The sequence below is a fragment of the Campylobacter concisus genome (assembly GCF_902460705.1).
Classification (GTDB): Bacteria; Campylobacterota; Campylobacteria; order Campylobacterales; family Campylobacteraceae; genus Campylobacter_A; species Campylobacter_A concisus_Z.
Genome location: NZ_CABPUP010000001.1, coordinates 597475 through 615768 on the forward strand (window position 1 = coordinate 597475; position 18294 = coordinate 615768).

Consider the following 18294-nt stretch of genomic DNA (forward strand, 5'->3'; position numbering starts at 1 on the left):
TTTTTTAGCGCTCAGAATTTTTTTATAAACACTCTTAGATAGACTATGAAGAAATTTTAAAATTTAAATAAGATAGAGCAAAACTCTTGGATCTAATAGAAGTATCATGCAAATTTATTAGACGCCATTGAATACAAAAATGAAATATTCATTCATGCAAATAATATCTTTTTTCATATCTTTTAGCCTTAGACTTATGTTGGTGTCTTGCTAAAGTATCGGCAGTAGTACAAATATCATCCTATCAAGGCTAAAATTTTTCACATCTTCACGCCAGTCATCCCAGTAGTAAAGCTAGCAAAATTTAGATATATCGCCGCATAGCCCCAGTATAAAAACTGCGAGTAGCCAAGCTGCGCATCTTCCCATTTGCCGCTTGTCTGGCATGCAGTAAAAGACATTGCCGGCTTTGCCACCAAAGGCACCACCGTTTATCACTAAAAATTTATACAAAACATCGTTTGCCACGAACAAATTGCTAGACATCTACCTTGCCTCGCTAAAGTTTTTGCCAAGGTTAAAGCTGTAAATTCCGCGCTTCATCTGCTCACATCCTGAACCAAGTAGGTGCAGCCAACCTCCATTCATCACGATGCCACCATACCTATAAACAAACGCACCAATCGACGATCGAGTAGTTACCTGAAGCCTCAAAAGCTCGCTTTACACCATGCTTTCATCAAGAAACAAAATTTAATTAGCCTCTTTTAGCCACTCCTTGATCAGTGCCCAGCCTGGCCTATTGCGTCTATAAGCTCATCTAAAGCTCATATTGTCTGCCCTTGCGGTAAATTTAGTGAAATTTTAAAGAAGAGTTTGGCGAGTCGCCCCGCCAAATTTGTATCAGTAGATTATTTTGCGTCCCAAGCTAGGATCGTGTTGCCCTCGGCGTCGGTAGCCACGTCACCCATGCCCATGATGTTATAGCCGCAGTCTACGTAGTGAACTTCGCCTGTTACGCCACTAGCTAGGTCGCTAAGCAGATACATAGCGCTGTTGCCGACATCTTCAGTTGTGACGTTGCGTTTTAGCGGGCTATTTACTTCGTTGTAACGAAGTATCATCCTAAAGTCGCCTATTCCGCTTGCGGCAAGCGTTTTAATTGGGCCTGCGCTGATCGCATTTACACGGATATTTTTAGCACCAAGGTCGTGTGCTAGGTAGCGAACTGAGCTTTCAAGTGCCGCTTTGGCAACGCCCATGACGTTGTAGTGTGGCACAAATTTTGGTCCACCAAGGTATGTAAGAGTAAGCACTGAGCCACCCTCTTTTAGCACCGGTAGGACCGCACGAGTAAGGCTTAGTAGCGAGTACACACTAGTTCCCATCGCTATATCAAATGCCTCTTTTGTCGTGTTTACAAACTCGCCTTCTAGCGCTTCTTTTGGTGCATAAGCCACTGCATGCACGATAAAATCGATCTCGCCAAGATCTTTTTTGATTTGACCCGCAAGCCCATCTAAATGTGCCTGATTATTCACATCAAGTTCGTAAACAAATTTGCTACCAAACTCCTCTGCGATTGGCTCTACACGTTTTTTTAGCGCATCGTTTAGGTAGGTAAACGCCATCTGCGCACCCTGGGCGTGACAAGCTTCGGCGATGCCGTAAGCGATGGATTTAGCGTTAGCGACGCCGACGATGAGGCCTTTTTTGCCTTTTAAAATCATTACTTCTCCTTTAAAATTTGCTTGGCTTTTGAGTGCTTTTTAGCAAAATCGCCAAAAATCATCTCAAAAATCCTTCGCAATTTGACTTAAAAATTTTGCAATTCAAATTTAACAAAACGTCAAATTCTAAACATAAATCGATAAGCGGAAATATCGCTAGGCGGATTTAAATGTTTCGCAGTAAATTTAATCCCGAGACTAGGCAAGTAGCCTGTCGCAGACTTAAAATTTCCAACTCATTAAAAGACGCTCACGAGACGACGCGTATAAGCTCCAAAAACTTCGTTGCGTCCCAGCTCGCCGTACCTACTAACACTCCGTCGCAGTTTGCTATCCCAGCAATCCCGCCGATATTTGCGGCATTTACGCTACCTCCGTAAAGCAGCGGCGTGCTCGTCTGCTCGCGGATGAAATTTAAAATCTCCTCTATCTGCTCTGCGCTCGCGCTCTTGCCCGTGCCTATCGCCCAAATTGGCTCGTAGGCGATCAACAGCTGCTCGTAACCAAGGTCGATATTTTTTAGCTGATTCGCTAGAAACTCCTTTGTGTGACCTGCTTCGTTTACGCTCAAATTTTCGCCGATGCAGTAGACAATCTGCCAGCCCGCCTTTACTGCGAAATCAAATTTAGCTCGCAAAAGCTCCTCGCTCTCGCCAAGCTCGCGCCGTTCGGAGTGCCCGATCAGCACACTTTTTACGCCAAACTCGTCCAGCATCGCCTTGCCGATCTCGCCGGTGTGAGCGCCACTTTCGCAAGGGTAGAAATTTTGCGCGCCGAGTTTAAATTTATGAGCCGTAAGATCAAGCGCGCTAAACGGAGGAAATACCGTCACGTCGTCATTTGCGCTTAAATTTGCGTCTAAAATTTCAGCGTATTTAGCAAAGCTCGCTCTCGTGTGATTGCATTTTAAATTTGCTAAAAACCTCACTCCACAGCCTTTCTAAGCGGTTTTATGCCTGGCAGCTCCTTGCCCTCGATAAGCTCCAAGCTCGCGCCGCCTCCGGTCGAGATAAAGGTCATCTCGTCGGCATCTCCCGCGCGCTCGACGACGTCGGCCGTATCGCCGCCGCCAACGACCGTAGTCGCGTGTGTGTCGATGATAGCGTGGCTCATTTTGATACTACCTTTGCTAAATTTATCCATCTCAAAAACGCCCATCGGCCCGTTCCACCAGATGGTTTGCGCGTCGGCGATGACCTCTTTAAAGAGCCTAATCGACGCCGGTCCGATATCTAACCCCATCCAGCCGCTAGGTATTTCTTGCGCTGGGACGAATTTCACCGCACTTTCGGCAGAAAACGTCTGAGCCGCAACGACGTCTACTGGCAGGTAAATTTTAACGCCAAGCTCCCTGCCCTTGCGCAAAATTTCGCGCGCATCCTCGATGAGGTCTTCTTCAAGAAGCGAATTTCCGATATTTTCGCCGAGAGATTTTAGAAACGTAAATGCCATGCCACCGCCAATTATGAGCTTATCTACGCGTGGCAGAAGGTTATGCAAGGCTTGCAGTTTGCCGCTTACCTTGCTGCCGCCCACGACCGCCACGAATGGACGCGCAGGGTGTTTGATGAGATTTTGAGCGAAATTTATCTCTTTTTGCAACAAAAATCCCGCCGCCTTGTGCTTCTCGTCGTAAAATTTAGTGATCGCCTCGACCGATGCGTGAGCCCTGTGGCAGACGCCAAATGCGTCGTTTATGTAAAATTCGCCAAATTCTGAAAGCTCTTTTGCCAAAGCTTCGTCGTTTTTGGTTTCGCCCTTTTCAAAGCGCAAATTTTCAAGAAGTAAAATTTCGCCCGGTTTTAGTGCGGCGACTTTGGCTTTGGCGTCCGCGCCGACGACGTCCTCAGCAAATATCACGTCTCTATCAAGCAGCCTTGAAAGCCTCTTTGCCACGCCTCGCAGCGAAAATTTCTCCTCAAAGCCGTTTTTAGGTCGCCCCAAGTGACTAACTAAAACCACGCTGCAGCCGTTATCCAGGCAGTAGCGGATAGTTGGTATCGCCGAGCGTATGCGGCGGTCGTCGGTGATGTTTAAAAACTCGTCCATCGGCACGTTAAAATCGCACCTGACAAATACTTTCGCGCCGCCGAGCTCAAGGTCGTTGATCGATAAAATTTCACTCATTTTTAACCCTTTAAATTTACTTCGTAGCCACGATCTTAGCTAGATCCACAAGCCTTGTCGAGTAGCCCCACTCGTTGTCGTACCACGCAAAGACCTTCACCATATCATCAGCGATGACCTGCGTAGTGTCGCTCGCTACGATACTGCTATATGCGCTCGTGCAAAAGTCGCTGCTCACTCTATAATCATCATCGACGAATAAAATTCCCTTCAAATTCGACTCAGCAGCCGCTCTAAACGCCTCGTTTATCTCCTCTTTGCTAGCAGGTCTTTTTAAAACCGCCGTTAGATCGACCATTGAGACATTTGCCACTGGCACGCGCACTGCTTGACCGTGCATCTTGCCGCTTAGATCGGGAAGTACTTTTGCGATCGCTTTTGCCGCTCCGGTGGTCGTAGGCCCGATATTTAGGGCCGCAGCGCGCGAGCGGCGGAAGTCTTTGGCCTTTACATCAACCAAGCTTTGGCCGTTTGTGTAGGCGTGGATCGTGGTCATGAGCCCTTTTACGATGCCGAATTTATCGTTTAGCACCTTTGCGACGGGAGCTAGGCCGTTTGTGGTGCAGCTTGCGTTTGAGACGATCGCTTCGCCTGCGTATTTATCGTCGTTTACGCCGACTACAAAGGTCGCCGTGTCGTCTTTAGCCGGAGCGCTCATGACGACTTTTTTGATGCCGCAAGCTAGATAGGGCTCGCATTTTTCGGTGGTTAAAAACTTGCCCGTACACTCCAAAACCACGTCTACGCCGTAGTCAGCGTAGCTAAGCTCGTTTAGATCTCTTGTTGAAAAAACTCTTATCTTTTTGCCGTTTACTTCTATAAAATCGTCGCTTATCACCTTAACGTCTTGCTTAAATTCGCCGTGCACGCTATCGTATTTGAGCAGATAGCGCGTCATGTCGCGCGTCGCCGTGTCGTTGATAGCAACAAGCTCAACGTCGTCTCGCTCTAAAATAATACGAGCGGCACACCTTCCGATACGTCCAAAACCGTTGATTGCTACTTTAACTGACATCTTAGCTCCTTTTGATATAATTACGCCTAATTCTACAAAAAAGAATTTTAAAACAAATATAAACAAGGCACTTTAATAGATGAAGTTAGCACTTTTTGGCGGGAGCTTTGATCCGGTTCATTTAGGACACGATAGCATTGTAAAAATGGCACTAAGCGGCCTTGATATCGACAAGCTCATCATCATGCCAACTTTTATAAGTCCTTTTAAGAGCGAATTTTCAGCTCCGCCAGAGCTTCGCTTAAAGTGGATAAGAGAAATTTGGGGCGGCCTAGAGAAGGTCGAGATCTCAGACTATGAGATAAATTTAGCTCGTCCAGTGCCTACCATAGAGACGGTTAAGTATTTGTATCAGAAATTCAAGATAGAGAAATTTTCTCTCATAATAGGCGCGGACCACCTAGCTACGCTTGATAAGTGGCATGGCTACGAGGAGCTAAAAAATTTAGTGCAGTTTGTGATCGCCAAGCGCAATCACATAGAAATTCCACGTAATTTACAAAAAATGGACGTGCATGTGGATGTTAGCTCATCGCAAATCAGGCACCAAAAAGGGCTTGATGAGCTGCCTAGCGAGATAAAAGATGAGATTATAAATTTTTACCAAGGATACAAAATGCAAGAGAGATCGATGCAAGAGCGCACCGAAAGTATAGTTAAGGTTTTAGACGCAAAAAAGGCTGAAGAGATACAAGTGTTTGATATGAGTGGAGATGATTATTTCGTAAAGGCCGTAGTTATCGCTACTACGCTTGGTGAGAGGCATGCTTACTCACTGAGCGAGGATCTAAAAGAGGAACTTAAACCTCTTGGAGAAAAATTTATAGGCACTGAGAGTTCGCCTGATTGGATCGTGATGGACCTTGGCGACATCTTAGTACATCTTTTAAGCCCAGCTTATCGAGCAAAATACAACATCGAAGAGTTTTTGCAAAAGCTAAAAACTAGCAAAGAGTCTTAACAAAAATAAGCGAAGAGCAAATAAGCCATAAAAATATAAAAAATGCTAGCAAAAATGGCTTTTTGCCCGTCGCTTTAAATATACTCCTATCTATCCCAAATCCCAAAGCACACATCGCGACGCAAAGGCAGATGCTAGCAACCAGCTTTAAAATTTGCACCAAATTTTCAGGGAAAAATGGCAAAGATCTAACGCATATCGCCACTAGGAAAAATAGCGCAAACCAAGGGATACTCTTTAGCTTTGAGCCACCGCTATTTTGGCTTAAATTTAAGAAATTTAGCAAAAACAAAAATGGCACAAGCATGATGACGCGAAGCATTTTTATAATGACGGCAGTGCTGCTTGCTGTGCCGTCAAATGCTGCTGAGGCTGCCACTACATGGGCTACTTCGTGAAGTGAGCCGCCGATAAAAAAGCCGGTTTGGTGTGGCGTGAGAGCTAAAAATTTAGCGATAAATGGATAGATAAACATACCAATCGTCCCAAAAAGCACCACCGTGCAAATGGCGATAGCAAGCTTGTTTGCGTCTGATTTTATCTCATTTTGCGTGGCCATAACAGCAGCTGCACCGCATATACTTGCCCCTGAGCCAATGAGCACGGCACTATCCTTGCTAAGCCCCAAAGCTTTAGCGGCAAAAAGCGCAAAGCAAAAGGTCGCAAAGACCATAAAAGCTGCGTATATCATGCCTAGAGTGCCGACACTTGCGATCTCGCTAAGGCTTATGTTAAAGCCAAAAAGTATGATGCCTAGCCTTAAAATTTGCTTCCCAGCGATCGCTACGACGCCACTACTTTTTAAAATTTGAGTTTGTTTGGTAAAAAGATTTGCAAAAATGGCGCCTAAAATGATAGAGATGATGAGCGGGCTGGTGTGAAATTTAGCTAGAAGTGTGTTTGAGAGTGCAAAAGAAATGACGCATATGAGTGCTAAAACAAGTACGGTAAGAAATTTGTGAGACATATTTTAACCTTAACTCTTTTTTTAAAAATGCAATTAGCACGTTTGGGTATAATTAGACGAATTTTATAATGCAAATTTAAAATAAAGATAAAGGGATAGGACTATGATCATCCTTGGCGAAAAATATGCTTTTACCAGCCTAGAACTAGAAAAGCTTAGAAAGAAATTTGGCCAGGTGAATTTTTTATCCCATGAAAATAGCGACGCAAAAGCCTTGCGAAGCGCACTAGAAAATCTCATAAAATCAGGCGATCAAAGGCTGATCGTGCTAAATACTGCAAAGCCAGTTGATGGCAAACTGGTGAGATTTCTCACGCTTTTGCAGTTTAAAACGAAGTATAAAAAGATAAAATTTTTAAATGTAGAGAATTTTTTAGAAATTTACCTACACAAATGTTATATCCCAGAAAATGGGGAAAATCTTAATTTTTTAGATGAGATAAGGCCTTATGGTGCCTTTGATTACGCACTGAAGCGAATGATCGATTATGCTAGCTGTTTGGTACTTTTTATCTTGCTTTTTGGTCTAAAATTTTATGTAAAAAGAAAGATAGACGTGCAATCACCCGGAAGCCTTTACTTTTTACAAAGTAGAGTTGGGCTAGACAACAAGGAATTTGAGTGCATCAAATTTCGTTCGATGATGGAAGATGCCGAGAAAGATGGAGCAAAATTTGCTAGCGAAAATGACGAGAGAGTATTTGAGTTTGGCGAATTTATGCGCAAAACTCGTATAGACGAGGTGCCACAGTGTATAAACGTCTTTCGAGGACAAATGCATCTGATAGGTCCAAGGCCTGAGCGAAGGCACTGGATAAATTTCTTTGAAAAAGAGATTCCTTACTACAATGAACGCCATATCGTCCGTCCTGGGATTACCGGCTGGGCACAGGTAAACTACCCTTATGGCTCAAATACACACGACGCCAAACAAAAACTAATGTATGATCTTTACTACATAAAACACTGGTCGATTTGGCTAGAGATAAAGATCATAGTAAAAACTATTGCGATTGTATTTGAGAAAAAAGGCGTTTAAATTCTCAAGAGCATCATGAGTTTGAGATATTTTTAAATAAACATTTTTTTTCAAATTTAATTTTGTTGCTTTTAGCCAAAATATGTAAATTCTACATTCTATCTTTAGCTGTAATTCCCATTATATTAAATGCTGTTTTTATCGAGATAGCGACAACCGCAAAAACTTTTAGCAAGCTATCTTCGTTTTCGTTTCCAACCACACGGTTTTCATTATAAAATTTATGAAAGCTAGCAGCCAGCGACTTCAGATAGTCTGGGATCTTTTGAAGCTGCCTTGAGATAAAAGCATCATCTAAAATTTCAGGTAAAATCAGTGCTTCAAAAAGTAAATTTTTAGCATTTTCATCTAGGCATTCAAAGTCAGCATTTATCACGTCACAAACGCTTTTTCCAGCCTTTGCGAAGATTTGATTTATCCTAGCGTGAGCGTAGTTTATGTAAAAGATAGGATTTGAGCTATCCTCTTTTTTAAGCTCATCCACATCAAATTCCAAACTACTCGTATTTGCCTTGCTTATAAAGATAAATCTAAGCGCCTCAGCACCGATCTCACTTACGATATCGCTCATCAGTACAGCATTACCAGCACGCTTGCTCATCTTGTATGGCTTGCCATCTTTTAGCAGGCTAACCATCTGCATAAGTATCACTTCAAGCTTGTTTTCATCGTATCCAAGGAAATTTATCGCAGCCTTTAGCCTTGCGATATATCCATGGTGATCTGCACCCCAAATGTTTATGTAGTGATCGAAATTTTTCTCAAATTTAGCATTATGATAGATAATGTCGCCAGCTAGATATGTTGGTCTGCCGTCATTTCTAACTACGACCCTATCGTTATCATCGCCAAGCGTGGTTGAAGCGATATAAGTAGTACCCTCTTTTTCATACATTTGATTTGAGCGTTTTAGCTTGTTTATAGTTGGCTCTAGGCCGTCATAAAGAGCCTTCTCACTAGCCCAGCTCTCTATGAATATCCCAACATCTGCTAAATCTTTTTTAATGATTTCAAGCACGATATCCTTGCCAAACTCGGCAAGCTCAAGGTTTCTGCTCTCGTCATAAAAAATTTCCTTGCCAAATTTCTCATTTGCAAGCCTAGCAATATCTAAAATATAATCGCCTCTGTAGTATTTCTCTGGATAGACGACGCTTTCGTTGAAAAGCTGCTCTTTTGCCGCAAGCGATATCGAAGTGCCAAGTAGGTCGATTTGATTACCAGCATCGTTTATATAGTATTCTGTCGAGATAGCATAGCCAAGTCTTTTACCAAGTCTTGCCAAAGTATCGCCATAAACTGCGCCTCTAACGTGTCCGATGTGAAGTGGTCCAGTTGGATTTGCACTTATGTATTCTATTAAATAGCTATCTTTTTTCGCATCTTCTTTTGCAAAATTTTCGCTATCTAGCAAAATTTGCCTTGAAATTTCATCTAAAAACTCGCTTTTTAGCTTGAAATTTAAGTAGCCATTTACTGCACTAGCTTCAACTATTTTGCTATCACTAAATTTATCGGCAAACTCGCTAGCTATCACGGCTGGCGACTTTCTTAGCTCCTTTGCTAGGCTAAAAAGTGGCGTTGCATAGTGGGCTAAATTTTTATCTTTTGGCTTTTCAAGCACAAATTCATGCTCTAAAATCTTTGAAATTTCAGCTTTTATTTTATTTTTCAACTCTAAAACCTATGCGTTTTTAGTTGTTTCTTCTATTTTTTGACTATCGGCATTCTCTTCTTTATGCTCGACTTTCTCACTTTTTTCAGGTATTGTATCTTCCATCTCGGCTTTAAAAGTCTTTATGCCTTTGCCTAGTCCTTTTGCAAGTTCTGGGATCTTCTTCGCTCCAAAAAGTAAAACAATAATCGCTAAAACAACTAGCCAGTGACCAATACTAAAAGAACCCATTTTTTCTCCTCAATAAATTTTTCAAAATCTTATCATAAATTCCTGAATTTCTAGCAATCTATCCACTCATCAATAACGCGTCTTAAGTCTATTTTCGTGCTTTTTAGCCTCATCGCTCTAAGAATTGATTTTAGGCCTTTATAACTCTTTTCAATGTCATCATTTACCAAAAAATAATCATATTCTAAGATGTGCTCCATCTCACCAACTGCGTTCATTAGGCGATTTTCTATCGTTTCGTCGCTATCAGTTCCGCGGTTTTTTAAGCGTTTTTTAAGCTCTTTTTTATTTGCAGTCGTGATAAAAACTGAGGTTATGTAGCTTCTAAATTTTTCAAGTGCGATGTGAAAGCCTTGCACGTCGATGTCAAATATCACTATCTTACCAGCCTCAAGTGCTGCCAAAACAGGCTTTAGACTCGTTCCATAATAGTTTTTATGCACCTGCGCCCATTCTAAAAATTCGCCCTTTTCTATGCCACTTTTAAACTCATCTTCTTTTATAAAATAGTAATCCACTCCATCGACTTCACCTTCTCTTTTTGCCCTTGTCGTGCTTGAAATAGAAAAATAAAGATCCTTCTCTTCCTTTAAAAGACGGCCCAAAAGCGTACTTTTCCCACTTCCGCTAGGCCCAGAAACTACTAAAATTTGTCCTTGCAACTACTTTTCCTCAAAACTTATATTTATCTTTATGTTCATATCTTTTAGCACATCTCTTAGCGAGCTTTCATTTAACGACTCATGGACATGTTTTGTGATCTTTTTGGTTAGCTCTTCTTTATAGTCAGCATCGATTTTTGTTTCATCGCATGAGCTAGTTTGTGGTGCATTATTTAATCCAAATGCTGCTTGCATCGTACTTTCATCTATTTCTTCAATAGATACTACATCAAAATTTGGGCTACCCAACGTCTCTTCTTTAAAATTTTCTTCCTCAAATACCTCATCTACCATGCCTAGATCTTCTTGAGCAAGGACTTCTTCAGAAATTTCTTCATGATATTCTTTAGTTGGCTCTTTTTCAAGGTTTATATCTTCGCCCAAAGAAATTTCCTCTGCTTCTTTAGTAGATTCTTCATCTATATCTTCCTCTAAATTTTGACTAGCTTCATCTATCAAATTTGCCTCGCTGCTTTCAGGCTCAAAATTTTCATCACTACCAAAATTAGTCTCTAGCTCATCAAAATTTTCACTATCTTCACTAGCTTCTTCGTTTAGCTCTTTATCCAAAGACTCAATCTCGCTGAGCTCTTTTTTACTTTGGCTTATATCATCTACAAATTCTTCATTAAGCTCGGTAGTTTCTAAATTTTGAGAATTTTGCTCGACCATTTTATCAAGTTCGTTTTTAGCCTCTTCATCTGCCAAGTCGCTCTCGCCCATATCATCTATCTCATCCACAAGCGAACTAAGCTCATCAAAGTCGTTGCTATGCTCTTCTTTTACCATAGGCGGCTCATTATTTTGTTCTAAGGATTTATCTATATCTTCTGAATCAGCCATATATTTGCTAGCTATGTCATTTATAATATCATCATCTATGAGTTCAGTGTCTGTTTCATTAAAACTGATATCTTTATCCTTTAAATCCTCGGTCTCTAGTTCACTTAGCTCCTCTTTTAAAAACTCATCATCTAAAGCCTCATTATCAAATTTATCTGCCTCATCATCTTCTTTTGCTAAATTTTCAAGACCCATATCAATTTCTGGAAGCTCAAAATTTTCTAAATCATCAAAGTTTTTATTACTTTCGTCAAAGTCATTAAAATCTGCAGACTCATCTAGTCCAAGCTCAAGTTCTTTATCATTGTCAGTATCTTTGTTTTGTTCAAACAAACTAATAAATTCTGTTGGTAAAAAGGGCTTTTCAAGCACAACATCGGCAAAGTCAGGCTTCTCACCGCCTCTAGGTGCTAGATACATTATCTTTTGATTTAAATTAACATCACTGCTATCCATATCACTATCGATGATAATATAATCAAATTGATCTCCAACACTATTAATATCGTCAAATTCGCTATATTCTATGCCTAGCTTATTTAAACTTAACGTTATAAGGCGAGAAACTGCTGGGTTTTTGTTTACAAGTGCAACTTTCATGATCCCTCCTTGAAGAGCTTGAGGCTGTATTCTATGATAAATTTCATTGCTATTTACTTAAAAAAATAGTGCTGGCATATCGTTTAAAATCTGCACCATCATATCAGTTATGATTTTTATAATGCCAGCTAAAATAGCTATCAAAACCGAAAAGCCAATACTTACCTTAATAGGATAACCAACGACCAATAGGTTAAATTGTGGCATAGTTTTCATAAGCATGCCAAAAATAGCATCCGAAAGTATAGAAAGCGCAATAATAGGAAAAGCTAGAACAAATCCAAACATAAAAAGATTGCCAAAAAGCTTTAGGGTGTAGCTCATCACACCACTCCTTGGATAAAAATCTCCAAGCGGTATAGCAGAAAGTGAAATGGAATAAAACTGTAATATTAAATGGTGCCCATCAAGCATCAAAAATGCAAGAAGCGCGATAAAATTTAAAATATTTGCGATCACTGGTGAATTTGTACCGGTTTGTGGATCAAGCACTGAAGCCATCGAAAAACCCATAATCATCGAGATCTGCTCGCCAGCCATTTGAAGTATTGCAAAAACGATATTTAGCAAAAGCCCAGCGCAAAGTCCGAGCATAGCCTCACTTAAAATTTCCATGATCAAAAAATTTATAGCATGCTCATGAGCGTGAGATAATGGAAAAAGCACAATACAAAGAGCAAAAACTAGCAAAGTTTTTACGCTAAGCGGGATTTGATTGTGAGAAAAGAATGGAAAAAATACGATAAGCCCACTAAGACGTGCAAAAAGGAGCATAAAGATTATGACTTTATCAGCTCCAAAAAACTCGACTAGCTCCATTATTTTATATTAACGCCTCGTCCATCTCAGCTGGGATTTCAAGCCCCATAATCTTTAAAACACTAGGAGCAATATTGTTTAGACCGCCGTTTTTTACTTTTTTTACGCCATCAGCCATCACAAAACAAAAGACGTCGTAGGTCGTGTGGTTTGTCAGTAGCTCACCACTGCTATCGCGCATCTCTTCGCAGTTTCCGTGATCGCTCGTGATGATCATTGCGTAGTTTTTCTCTTTTGCTTTAGTGTAAATTTCTCCAAGAGCCGTATCTACTGCCTCTACTGCTTTGATTGCGGCCTCATAGTTGCCAGTGTGCCCCACCATATCGCCATTTGCGAAATTTACCACGATGAAGTCTTGCTCGTCATCCATACCTTTTAGCACGGCTTTGCAAACTTCTGCTGCGCTCATCTCTGGCTTCTCGTCGTAGGTTTTAACCTTTGGGCTAGGGATGAGCACCCTCGTTTCGTTGCTGGCTAACTCCTCGATACCGCCGTTAAAGAAAAATGTTACATGGGCGTATTTTTCAGTCTCAGCCGTATGAAGCTGCCTTAATCCAGCCGCTGCTATAACCTCGCTTAAGGTGTTTTTTATCTTTTCATTTTTAAAGAGCACTTCAAATTTAAAATTTGCGTCGTATTCGGTCATAGTAATTAGATTTTTGATAGCAAAAGGTCGCTCAAACTCGCTAAATTTCTCTTCGCCCAGAGCCTGGCAAATTTCTCTTGCTCTATCATTTCTAAAATTTATTACGATCACGCCGTCATCTTCGCCTATGCCTTTAAAGCCATTAAAGCTTACTGGCTTTACAAACTCATCTGTCACGCCCTCATCGTAGCTTTTTTGTAGATATTCGCTAGGCGATAAGCTGCTTAAATTTGCTCCATTTACCAAGCTATCATAGGCTTCTTTTACGCGCTCCCAGCGTTTATCTCTATCCATCGCATAAAATCTCCCACAAACGGTAGCTACCTTAAATTTAGCTTCCAAACTTTTTATAAAATTTATACCACTATTTGGGCTAACGTCGCGTCCATCGGTGATAGCGTGGGCAAAAACCTCGCAGCCATTTTTGCTAGCAAGCTCGCACATGCCATCAAAATGCTCCATATGTGAGTGCACGCCGCCATCGCTATAAAGCCCTATGACGTGAATTTTTTTACACTTTTTAAAAAGAGCTTTTAGGGCTTCATTTTCTGATATCGAGCCGTCAGCGAAGCTGCGTGAAATTTTGACCAAATTTTGATACAAAACTCGCCCACTTCCTATGCACATGTGCCCTACTTCGCTGTTTCCCATCTGCCCTTCAGGTAGTCCCACAGCGTTTCCAGAGGTTTTTATGAGCGAGTTTGGAATTTCTTTAAAAAATTTCTCGTAATTTGGCTTTTTAGCCGCCTCAAATGCGTTAAATTTACCGCTTTTATTAAATCCAATACCATCAGTTATTATTAAAATAGTTTTTTGACTCATTTTGAAAATTTATCCTTAATTTTAGATAATTTTTAAGGCCATTATACTAAAATTGCTTTTTTTAAAAATAAAGGCTCTCATGTTTTACTATATCTATGAAATTTTAAATTTTAATATCTTTCAATACATCACCGTTCGTGCTGGTATCGCTTTTTTCATCGCTTTTGCGCTCACAACTTATTTGATGCCCAAATTTATCGCTTGGGCAAAGGCAAAAAACGCCGCCCAGCCTATCTACGAGCTTGCCCCGCAAACTCACCAAAAAAAGGCCAAAACGCCGACCATGGGCGGACTTGTCTTTGTCTTCACAGCCGTACTTTCCACGATAATTTGCGCAAGGCTTGATAACGCATTTGTCTTAATATCGCTCTTTTGCCTAGTTGGCTTTACGCTGCTTGGTTACAAGGATGATTACAGCAAAATTTTAGGTGCCAAAAATCACGCTGGCCTAAGCCCAAAAGCAAAGCTTTTTTTTCAGTTTTTAATAGCCTTTGTAATTTCTGTTTTTTTATATGCAAGTCACGAGCTTAGCACCGAGTTTTATCTACCTTTTTTTAAGCAACCTATTTTAGATTTAAAAATTTTTGCCATTTTCTTTTGGACACTGGTCATAGTCGCTGCTTCAAATTCAGTAAATTTAACAGACGGGCTTGACGGGCTAGCTACTGTGCCATCGATATTTTCACTTTTAACACTTGGTGTTTTTGCTTACATCTGCGGACACGCTGTCTTTAGCTCATATTTGCTCTTGCCAAAGATCATAGGCGTTGGCGAAAGCGTTGTTGTCTCTTCAGCCCTAATTGGCTCATTGATAGGCTTTTTATGGTTTAACTGCCATCCAGCCGAAGTCTTTATGGGCGATAGCGGTAGCTTAAGCGTTGGAGCATATATCGGTTTTATGGGCGTTGCGACCAAAAATGAAATCTTACTCATCATCATCGGCCTTATATTTGTTGTTGAGACCCTAAGCGTCATTCTGCAGGTAGGCAGCTTTAAAATTTTCAAACGCAGAATTTTTCTCATGGCGCCTATACATCACCATTTTGAGATAAAGGGCTGGGCTGAAAATAAGATCATCGTGCGCTTTTGGATCATCGCGCTTTTAGCAAACCTAATCGCACTAACTGCGCTAAAGATCAGATAAGGAAAGCCATGAGAAAATCACTATTTGGCTACGGTGGCACGATAAAGGCGATCGCTAAAAATTTCATAAAGGACGGCCTTTGGGATATCTATGATGATAAATTTAGTGAAATTTCAAAAGATGAGTTTGGCAATGCTCTTTTGCCAGTTAGCGAATTTGATCCAGCAAAAAGCGGTCTAGAGATAACAAGCCCGGGCATTCCGCCTCACCACGAGCTTATTAAAAAAGCTAAAAATTTAGTTAGCGAATATGACTATTTTTATGAAATTTATAAGGCACATTTGCCATTTAACGTCTGGATAAGCGGCACAAACGGCAAGACTACGACCACAAAGATGACGCAGCATTTGCTAGAGAGCAAGGGCTCGGTAATGGGCGGTAATGTTGGTATCGCACTAGCAAATTTAGATCCGCACGCTAAAATTTGGATACTTGAGACTAGCTCATTTACCCTGCACTACACAAACCGCGCTACACCTGGCATCTATGTGCTTTTGCCGATCACTCCAGACCATCTAAGCTGGCATGGCAATATGAGCGAATACGAAAAGGCTAAGCTAAAGCCACTTGTTAGCATGAGTGAAAGTAGCGTGGCAATCGTACCTGAAATTTACGCCAATACGCCAACAAGAGCAAAAGTGATCGCTTACAAAGACGAGAGCGATCTGGCTAAATTTTGCGGTGTAAGCGTAGATGATATAAATTTCAAAACGCCATTTTTGCTTGATGCACTGCTAGCACTTGCAGTGGAGAAAATTTTATTTGACCACTGCGACGTGGAGCTTTTAAATACATTTGTTATAGAAGCAAACAAGCTCGAAGAATTTAATGATAAAAATGGCAGAGTCTGGGTCAATGACACAAAAGCGACTAACATAGACGCGAGCATACAAGCTGTTAAACGCTACAAAGATCATTTCATACATCTAATACTTGGTGGCGATGATAAGGGTGTTGATATGACGCCACTTTTTGAAGACTTAAAGAGTTTAAGAGTAAAAATTTACGCCATTGGCTCAAATAGTGACAAACTCATGAAATTAGCGACTAAATTTGGCATACCGGCTTTAAAATGCGATTTTTTACAAAATGCTGTCAATGAGATAAATAAAGAGCTAAAGACTAGCGAGATAGCGCTTCTAAGCCCGGCAGCTGCAAGTCTTGATCAGTTTAAGAGCTATGCCGAGCGAGGCGATAAATTTAAAGAGTTTATAAAGGCGCTTTAAATTTACAAGCCCTTTTAAGTAGCCTTGTCAAAAATAAAAACATGCAAATTTGTGTTTTTGACATAAATTTTTACTATAAAGTTTTATTGTTGAATACTTTTTAAGTTTGTGCTAATATTTAGCAAAAATTTCCAAGGAAGTTTAATGCCTCTAACGCCCAGAAATGATGTAAATTTTAAAAGAAATTTAATAGATATTATAAAATTTTCATATGACAATGACATAAGCAGACCATTTATATCTAACAACAAACTACTTATTGGATATGGCTTTAGCCTAAAAGATGATATAGAACTTATTTGTGCTCAAATTTATAAAAACAACAAAGACAAAGTCATAAAAGATATCAAGCAAACTATTGCTAACACCACAAGTAAGACTACCATAGAAAAGATAGACACAGATGAACTTTTTAAAAAGATAAATGATGCCGCAAAAGGGGCTTATGCAAAGTCTGGAGGTGCCGATACTTTACCTGAGTTTGAATTTAGCTCGGAAGATCAGCTAAATGCCATCTTGGAGCAAAAGCTTACGCCGCTAATCCAAGAGATAAATCAAAAATTAAACAACTCTCCACTTAAAAATTTACAAGCCCTTTCACTTACTTCAGATACACAAAATAACCAAATTTCAAGAGAGCATGTCGCGCTTTTAGCACTTCTTTATATCAGCAAGAAAAGCAATATTGATCCATCCCTAGCAAGCTACATCAAAAGCAAAAATCGTTTTAAGGCCTGGTTTTGGCTAGCATATGAGAGCTTTAGCGATGAGGCAAGCAATAAAACATCTCTTTTGCGAGAAAAAATTTCAAATCAGTTTGGGCTTTATGAAAGCGATGAGCAAAATGTTAATTTTGCCGAGTGCATAGATGTTTTTAGTCATTTAAATATATCCAAAGCAAAATATAAATCAAAAAATCAAAACAATAAAGAGATTATCCAAAACGTCACTCATTTAGAATTTATGAAGCTTCAAGAAAATAGATCAAATTTAAACGCACCAGATACATCAAAATGTGAGGCATTATTTCAGCTATTTGTTACAAAGATAAATTCTTTATTAAGCACTCAAAGTACAAAGACCTTTAGCCTTGAAAACATATACTGCGTAAATTTAATCAGCTCAAATGCTTCAAACACTTCAAGAATAAATAAGCTCTTAAGGCAAAGAGAGGAGGAATTTTACAAACAAGAAAATATACTCTTGCTATGCCCAAGGAAGATGACAACTCCTATTAGAGTCTTTCAGCCTAAAAAGAGCGAATTTACCGTTGTACTAGCTAGTCAGACTCCATTTGATTGCAGTGAGCTAAATCCAAAAGAGCTAAATTCTAGTAGGCCAAACTATGGCAAGGTAAATTTATGCGAGCTAATACTTACTGACTTTAAATTTAACTCTTATGAAGATAGTAAAAATGAAGAGATAAAATTTAAAAATGCAAAGAGCAAAGATACGGTAATGCTCTATCAAGAAAACAAAAATGAAGAAGATAAGATAAATGGTGCTACCTTTACTAGTATAAAGCAAAATAGCGATGATATAGAGTATAAACTAGAAGATGGCGTTATAAGCATGAAGTACTTTGAAGACCAAACGTCCAAAAACAAACACCTAAATTTCTCTTTATTAAATTTTGCCAAAGAGAATAACTTTACCCTAAGAGATGATAAAGACTCGGCTATGTTTGATATAAAGCTTCGTCTAGCACATGGTAATAATGTAGTGCCTACATCAGCATCAAGTTCAGGTCTTACTCTTACAATAAACAATCTCATCATTGAAAACGAAGATGGTAAGGCAAGTGAAGATATAGATAAGATATATCTTCATCACTGCTTTGATAAAAG

At 40.1% G+C, this 18294-nt stretch carries 18 protein-coding genes; 5 read left to right on the forward strand and 13 right to left on the reverse strand.

The features are described from left to right. Window positions 1-260 precede the first annotated feature (260 nt). The 6 genes from F3G75_RS09390 to gap form a co-directional block, all read right to left on the reverse strand. Window positions 261-416, reverse strand: coding sequence for a hypothetical protein (locus F3G75_RS09390; protein ID WP_223154433.1), 156 nt, complete (start codon window positions 414-416; stop codon window positions 261-263). Window positions 417-486: 70 nt separating this feature from the next. After that, window positions 487-654 carry a DUF2625 family protein gene (locus tag F3G75_RS09395; protein ID WP_307774188.1) on the reverse strand — a complete coding sequence of 56 codons (168 nt, stop codon included), beginning with the start codon at window positions 652-654 and terminating at the stop codon, window positions 487-489. Between the two features lie 197 nt (window positions 655-851). Next, window positions 852-1670 (reverse strand): enoyl-ACP reductase FabI, encoded by an 819-nt coding sequence (fabI, locus tag F3G75_RS02925; RefSeq protein WP_149716490.1) that lies wholly within the window; start codon window positions 1668-1670, stop codon window positions 852-854. Between the two features lie 250 nt (window positions 1671-1920). Continuing rightward, window positions 1921-2598, reverse strand: a complete 678-nt coding sequence (locus F3G75_RS02930) for a triose-phosphate isomerase (protein WP_149716491.1) — start codon at window positions 2596-2598, stop codon at window positions 1921-1923. Further along, window positions 2595-3797: a phosphoglycerate kinase gene (locus tag F3G75_RS02935; RefSeq protein WP_149716492.1), complete on the reverse strand. Its 1203-nt coding sequence runs from the start codon at window positions 3795-3797 to the stop codon at window positions 2595-2597. Before F3G75_RS02935 ends, F3G75_RS02930 begins: the two co-directional genes overlap by 4 nt. A gap of 16 nt (window positions 3798-3813) precedes the next feature. Further along, the gene (gap, locus tag F3G75_RS02940; RefSeq protein WP_149716493.1) at window positions 3814-4812 is read right to left on the reverse strand and encodes a type I glyceraldehyde-3-phosphate dehydrogenase; all 999 of its coding nucleotides are present in this window, start codon (window positions 4810-4812) and stop codon (window positions 3814-3816) included. 79 nt (window positions 4813-4891) lie between these two features. Between gap and nadD the strand changes: the two genes are divergently transcribed. Then, window positions 4892-5773 carry a nicotinate (nicotinamide) nucleotide adenylyltransferase gene (gene nadD, locus F3G75_RS02945; protein WP_149716494.1) on the forward strand — a complete coding sequence of 294 codons (882 nt, stop codon included), beginning with the start codon at window positions 4892-4894 and terminating at the stop codon, window positions 5771-5773. Here the strand turns inward: nadD and F3G75_RS02950 are convergent. Beyond that, on the reverse strand, window positions 5757-6740 hold the full coding sequence (locus F3G75_RS02950) for a YeiH family protein (protein ID WP_149716495.1): 984 nt from the start codon (window positions 6738-6740) through the stop codon (window positions 5757-5759). The two genes, nadD and F3G75_RS02950, sit on opposite strands and share 17 nt — an antisense overlap. A gap of 103 nt (window positions 6741-6843) precedes the next feature. Here F3G75_RS02950 and F3G75_RS02955 point away from each other — a divergent pair, with 103 nt between their 5' ends. Then, window positions 6844-7779, forward strand: coding sequence for a sugar transferase (locus F3G75_RS02955; RefSeq protein WP_149716496.1), 936 nt, complete (start codon window positions 6844-6846; stop codon window positions 7777-7779). Between the two features lie 91 nt (window positions 7780-7870). On the opposite strand, the gene argS is transcribed toward F3G75_RS02955, so the two are convergent. Genes argS through gpmI form a run of 6 tightly spaced genes read right to left on the reverse strand, consistent with a single transcriptional unit; the run spans window position 7871 to window position 14077 of the window. Then, a complete protein-coding gene (argS, locus tag F3G75_RS02960; RefSeq protein ID WP_149716497.1) occupies window positions 7871-9454 on the reverse strand; it encodes an arginine--tRNA ligase in 1584 nt (527 codons plus the stop codon). Window positions 9455-9463: 9 nt separating this feature from the next. Then, complete coding sequence (tatA, locus tag F3G75_RS02965) at window positions 9464-9685, reverse strand: twin-arginine translocase TatA/TatE family subunit (RefSeq protein ID WP_103648773.1); 222 nt, start codon at window positions 9683-9685, stop codon at window positions 9464-9466. Window positions 9686-9735: 50 nt separating this feature from the next. Next, window positions 9736-10347: a guanylate kinase gene (gene gmk / locus F3G75_RS02970; RefSeq protein WP_054197076.1), complete on the reverse strand. Its 612-nt coding sequence runs from the start codon at window positions 10345-10347 to the stop codon at window positions 9736-9738. Beyond that, window positions 10348-11790 (reverse strand): Highly acidic protein, encoded by a 1443-nt coding sequence (locus F3G75_RS02975; protein ID WP_149716498.1) that lies wholly within the window; start codon window positions 11788-11790, stop codon window positions 10348-10350. It lies immediately after the preceding gene. 57 nt (window positions 11791-11847) lie between these two features. After that, window positions 11848-12609: a flagellar biosynthetic protein FliR gene (fliR, locus tag F3G75_RS02980; RefSeq protein WP_149716499.1), complete on the reverse strand. Its 762-nt coding sequence runs from the start codon at window positions 12607-12609 to the stop codon at window positions 11848-11850. Window positions 12610-12613: 4 nt separating this feature from the next. Next, the gene (gene gpmI, locus F3G75_RS02985) at window positions 12614-14077 is read right to left on the reverse strand and encodes a 2,3-bisphosphoglycerate-independent phosphoglycerate mutase (protein ID WP_149716500.1); all 1464 of its coding nucleotides are present in this window, start codon (window positions 14075-14077) and stop codon (window positions 12614-12616) included. A gap of 79 nt (window positions 14078-14156) precedes the next feature. Here gpmI and mraY point away from each other — a divergent pair, with 79 nt between their 5' ends. The 3 genes from mraY to F3G75_RS09275 all read left to right on the forward strand — a co-directional run. Next, entirely contained in the window at window positions 14157-15221 is a 1065-nt protein-coding gene (gene mraY / locus F3G75_RS02990) for a phospho-N-acetylmuramoyl-pentapeptide-transferase (RefSeq protein WP_149716501.1), read from the forward strand. An 8-nt stretch (window positions 15222-15229) separates the two neighbouring features. After that, the gene (murD, locus tag F3G75_RS02995) at window positions 15230-16447 is read left to right on the forward strand and encodes a UDP-N-acetylmuramoyl-L-alanine--D-glutamate ligase (RefSeq protein ID WP_149716502.1); all 1218 of its coding nucleotides are present in this window, start codon (window positions 15230-15232) and stop codon (window positions 16445-16447) included. Window positions 16448-16591: 144 nt separating this feature from the next. Continuing rightward, on the forward strand, window positions 16592-18294 hold a 1703-nt coding region (locus F3G75_RS09275; protein WP_188115378.1), incomplete at its 3' end, for a hypothetical protein.

Excerpts from the sequence above, each read along its gene's own strand:
- mraY (WP_149716501.1), top strand. The coding sequence starts at position 14,157 with ATGTTTTACTATATCTATGAAATTTTAAATTTTAATATCTTTCAATAC.
- tatA (WP_103648773.1), bottom strand. The coding sequence starts at position 9,685 with ATGGGTTCTTTTAGTATTGGTCACTGGCTAGTTGTTTTAGCGATTATT.
- gpmI (WP_149716500.1), bottom strand. The coding sequence starts at position 14,077 with ATGAGTCAAAAAACTATTTTAATAATAACTGATGGTATTGGATTTAAT.
- gap (WP_149716493.1), bottom strand. The coding sequence starts at position 4,812 with ATGTCAGTTAAAGTAGCAATCAACGGTTTTGGACGTATCGGAAGGTGT.
- fliR (WP_149716499.1), bottom strand. The coding sequence starts at position 12,609 with ATGGAGCTAGTCGAGTTTTTTGGAGCTGATAAAGTCATAATCTTTATG.
- murD (WP_149716502.1), top strand. The coding sequence starts at position 15,230 with ATGAGAAAATCACTATTTGGCTACGGTGGCACGATAAAGGCGATCGCT.
- nadD (WP_149716494.1), top strand. The coding sequence starts at position 4,892 with ATGAAGTTAGCACTTTTTGGCGGGAGCTTTGATCCGGTTCATTTAGGA.
- fabI (WP_149716490.1), bottom strand. The coding sequence starts at position 1,670 with ATGATTTTAAAAGGCAAAAAAGGCCTCATCGTCGGCGTCGCTAACGCT.
- F3G75_RS02975 (WP_149716498.1), bottom strand. The coding sequence starts at position 11,790 with ATGAAAGTTGCACTTGTAAACAAAAACCCAGCAGTTTCTCGCCTTATA.
- F3G75_RS02955 (WP_149716496.1), top strand. The coding sequence starts at position 6,844 with ATGATCATCCTTGGCGAAAAATATGCTTTTACCAGCCTAGAACTAGAA.
- F3G75_RS02950 (WP_149716495.1), bottom strand. The coding sequence starts at position 6,740 with ATGTCTCACAAATTTCTTACCGTACTTGTTTTAGCACTCATATGCGTC.
- F3G75_RS02935 (WP_149716492.1), bottom strand. The coding sequence starts at position 3,797 with ATGAGTGAAATTTTATCGATCAACGACCTTGAGCTCGGCGGCGCGAAA.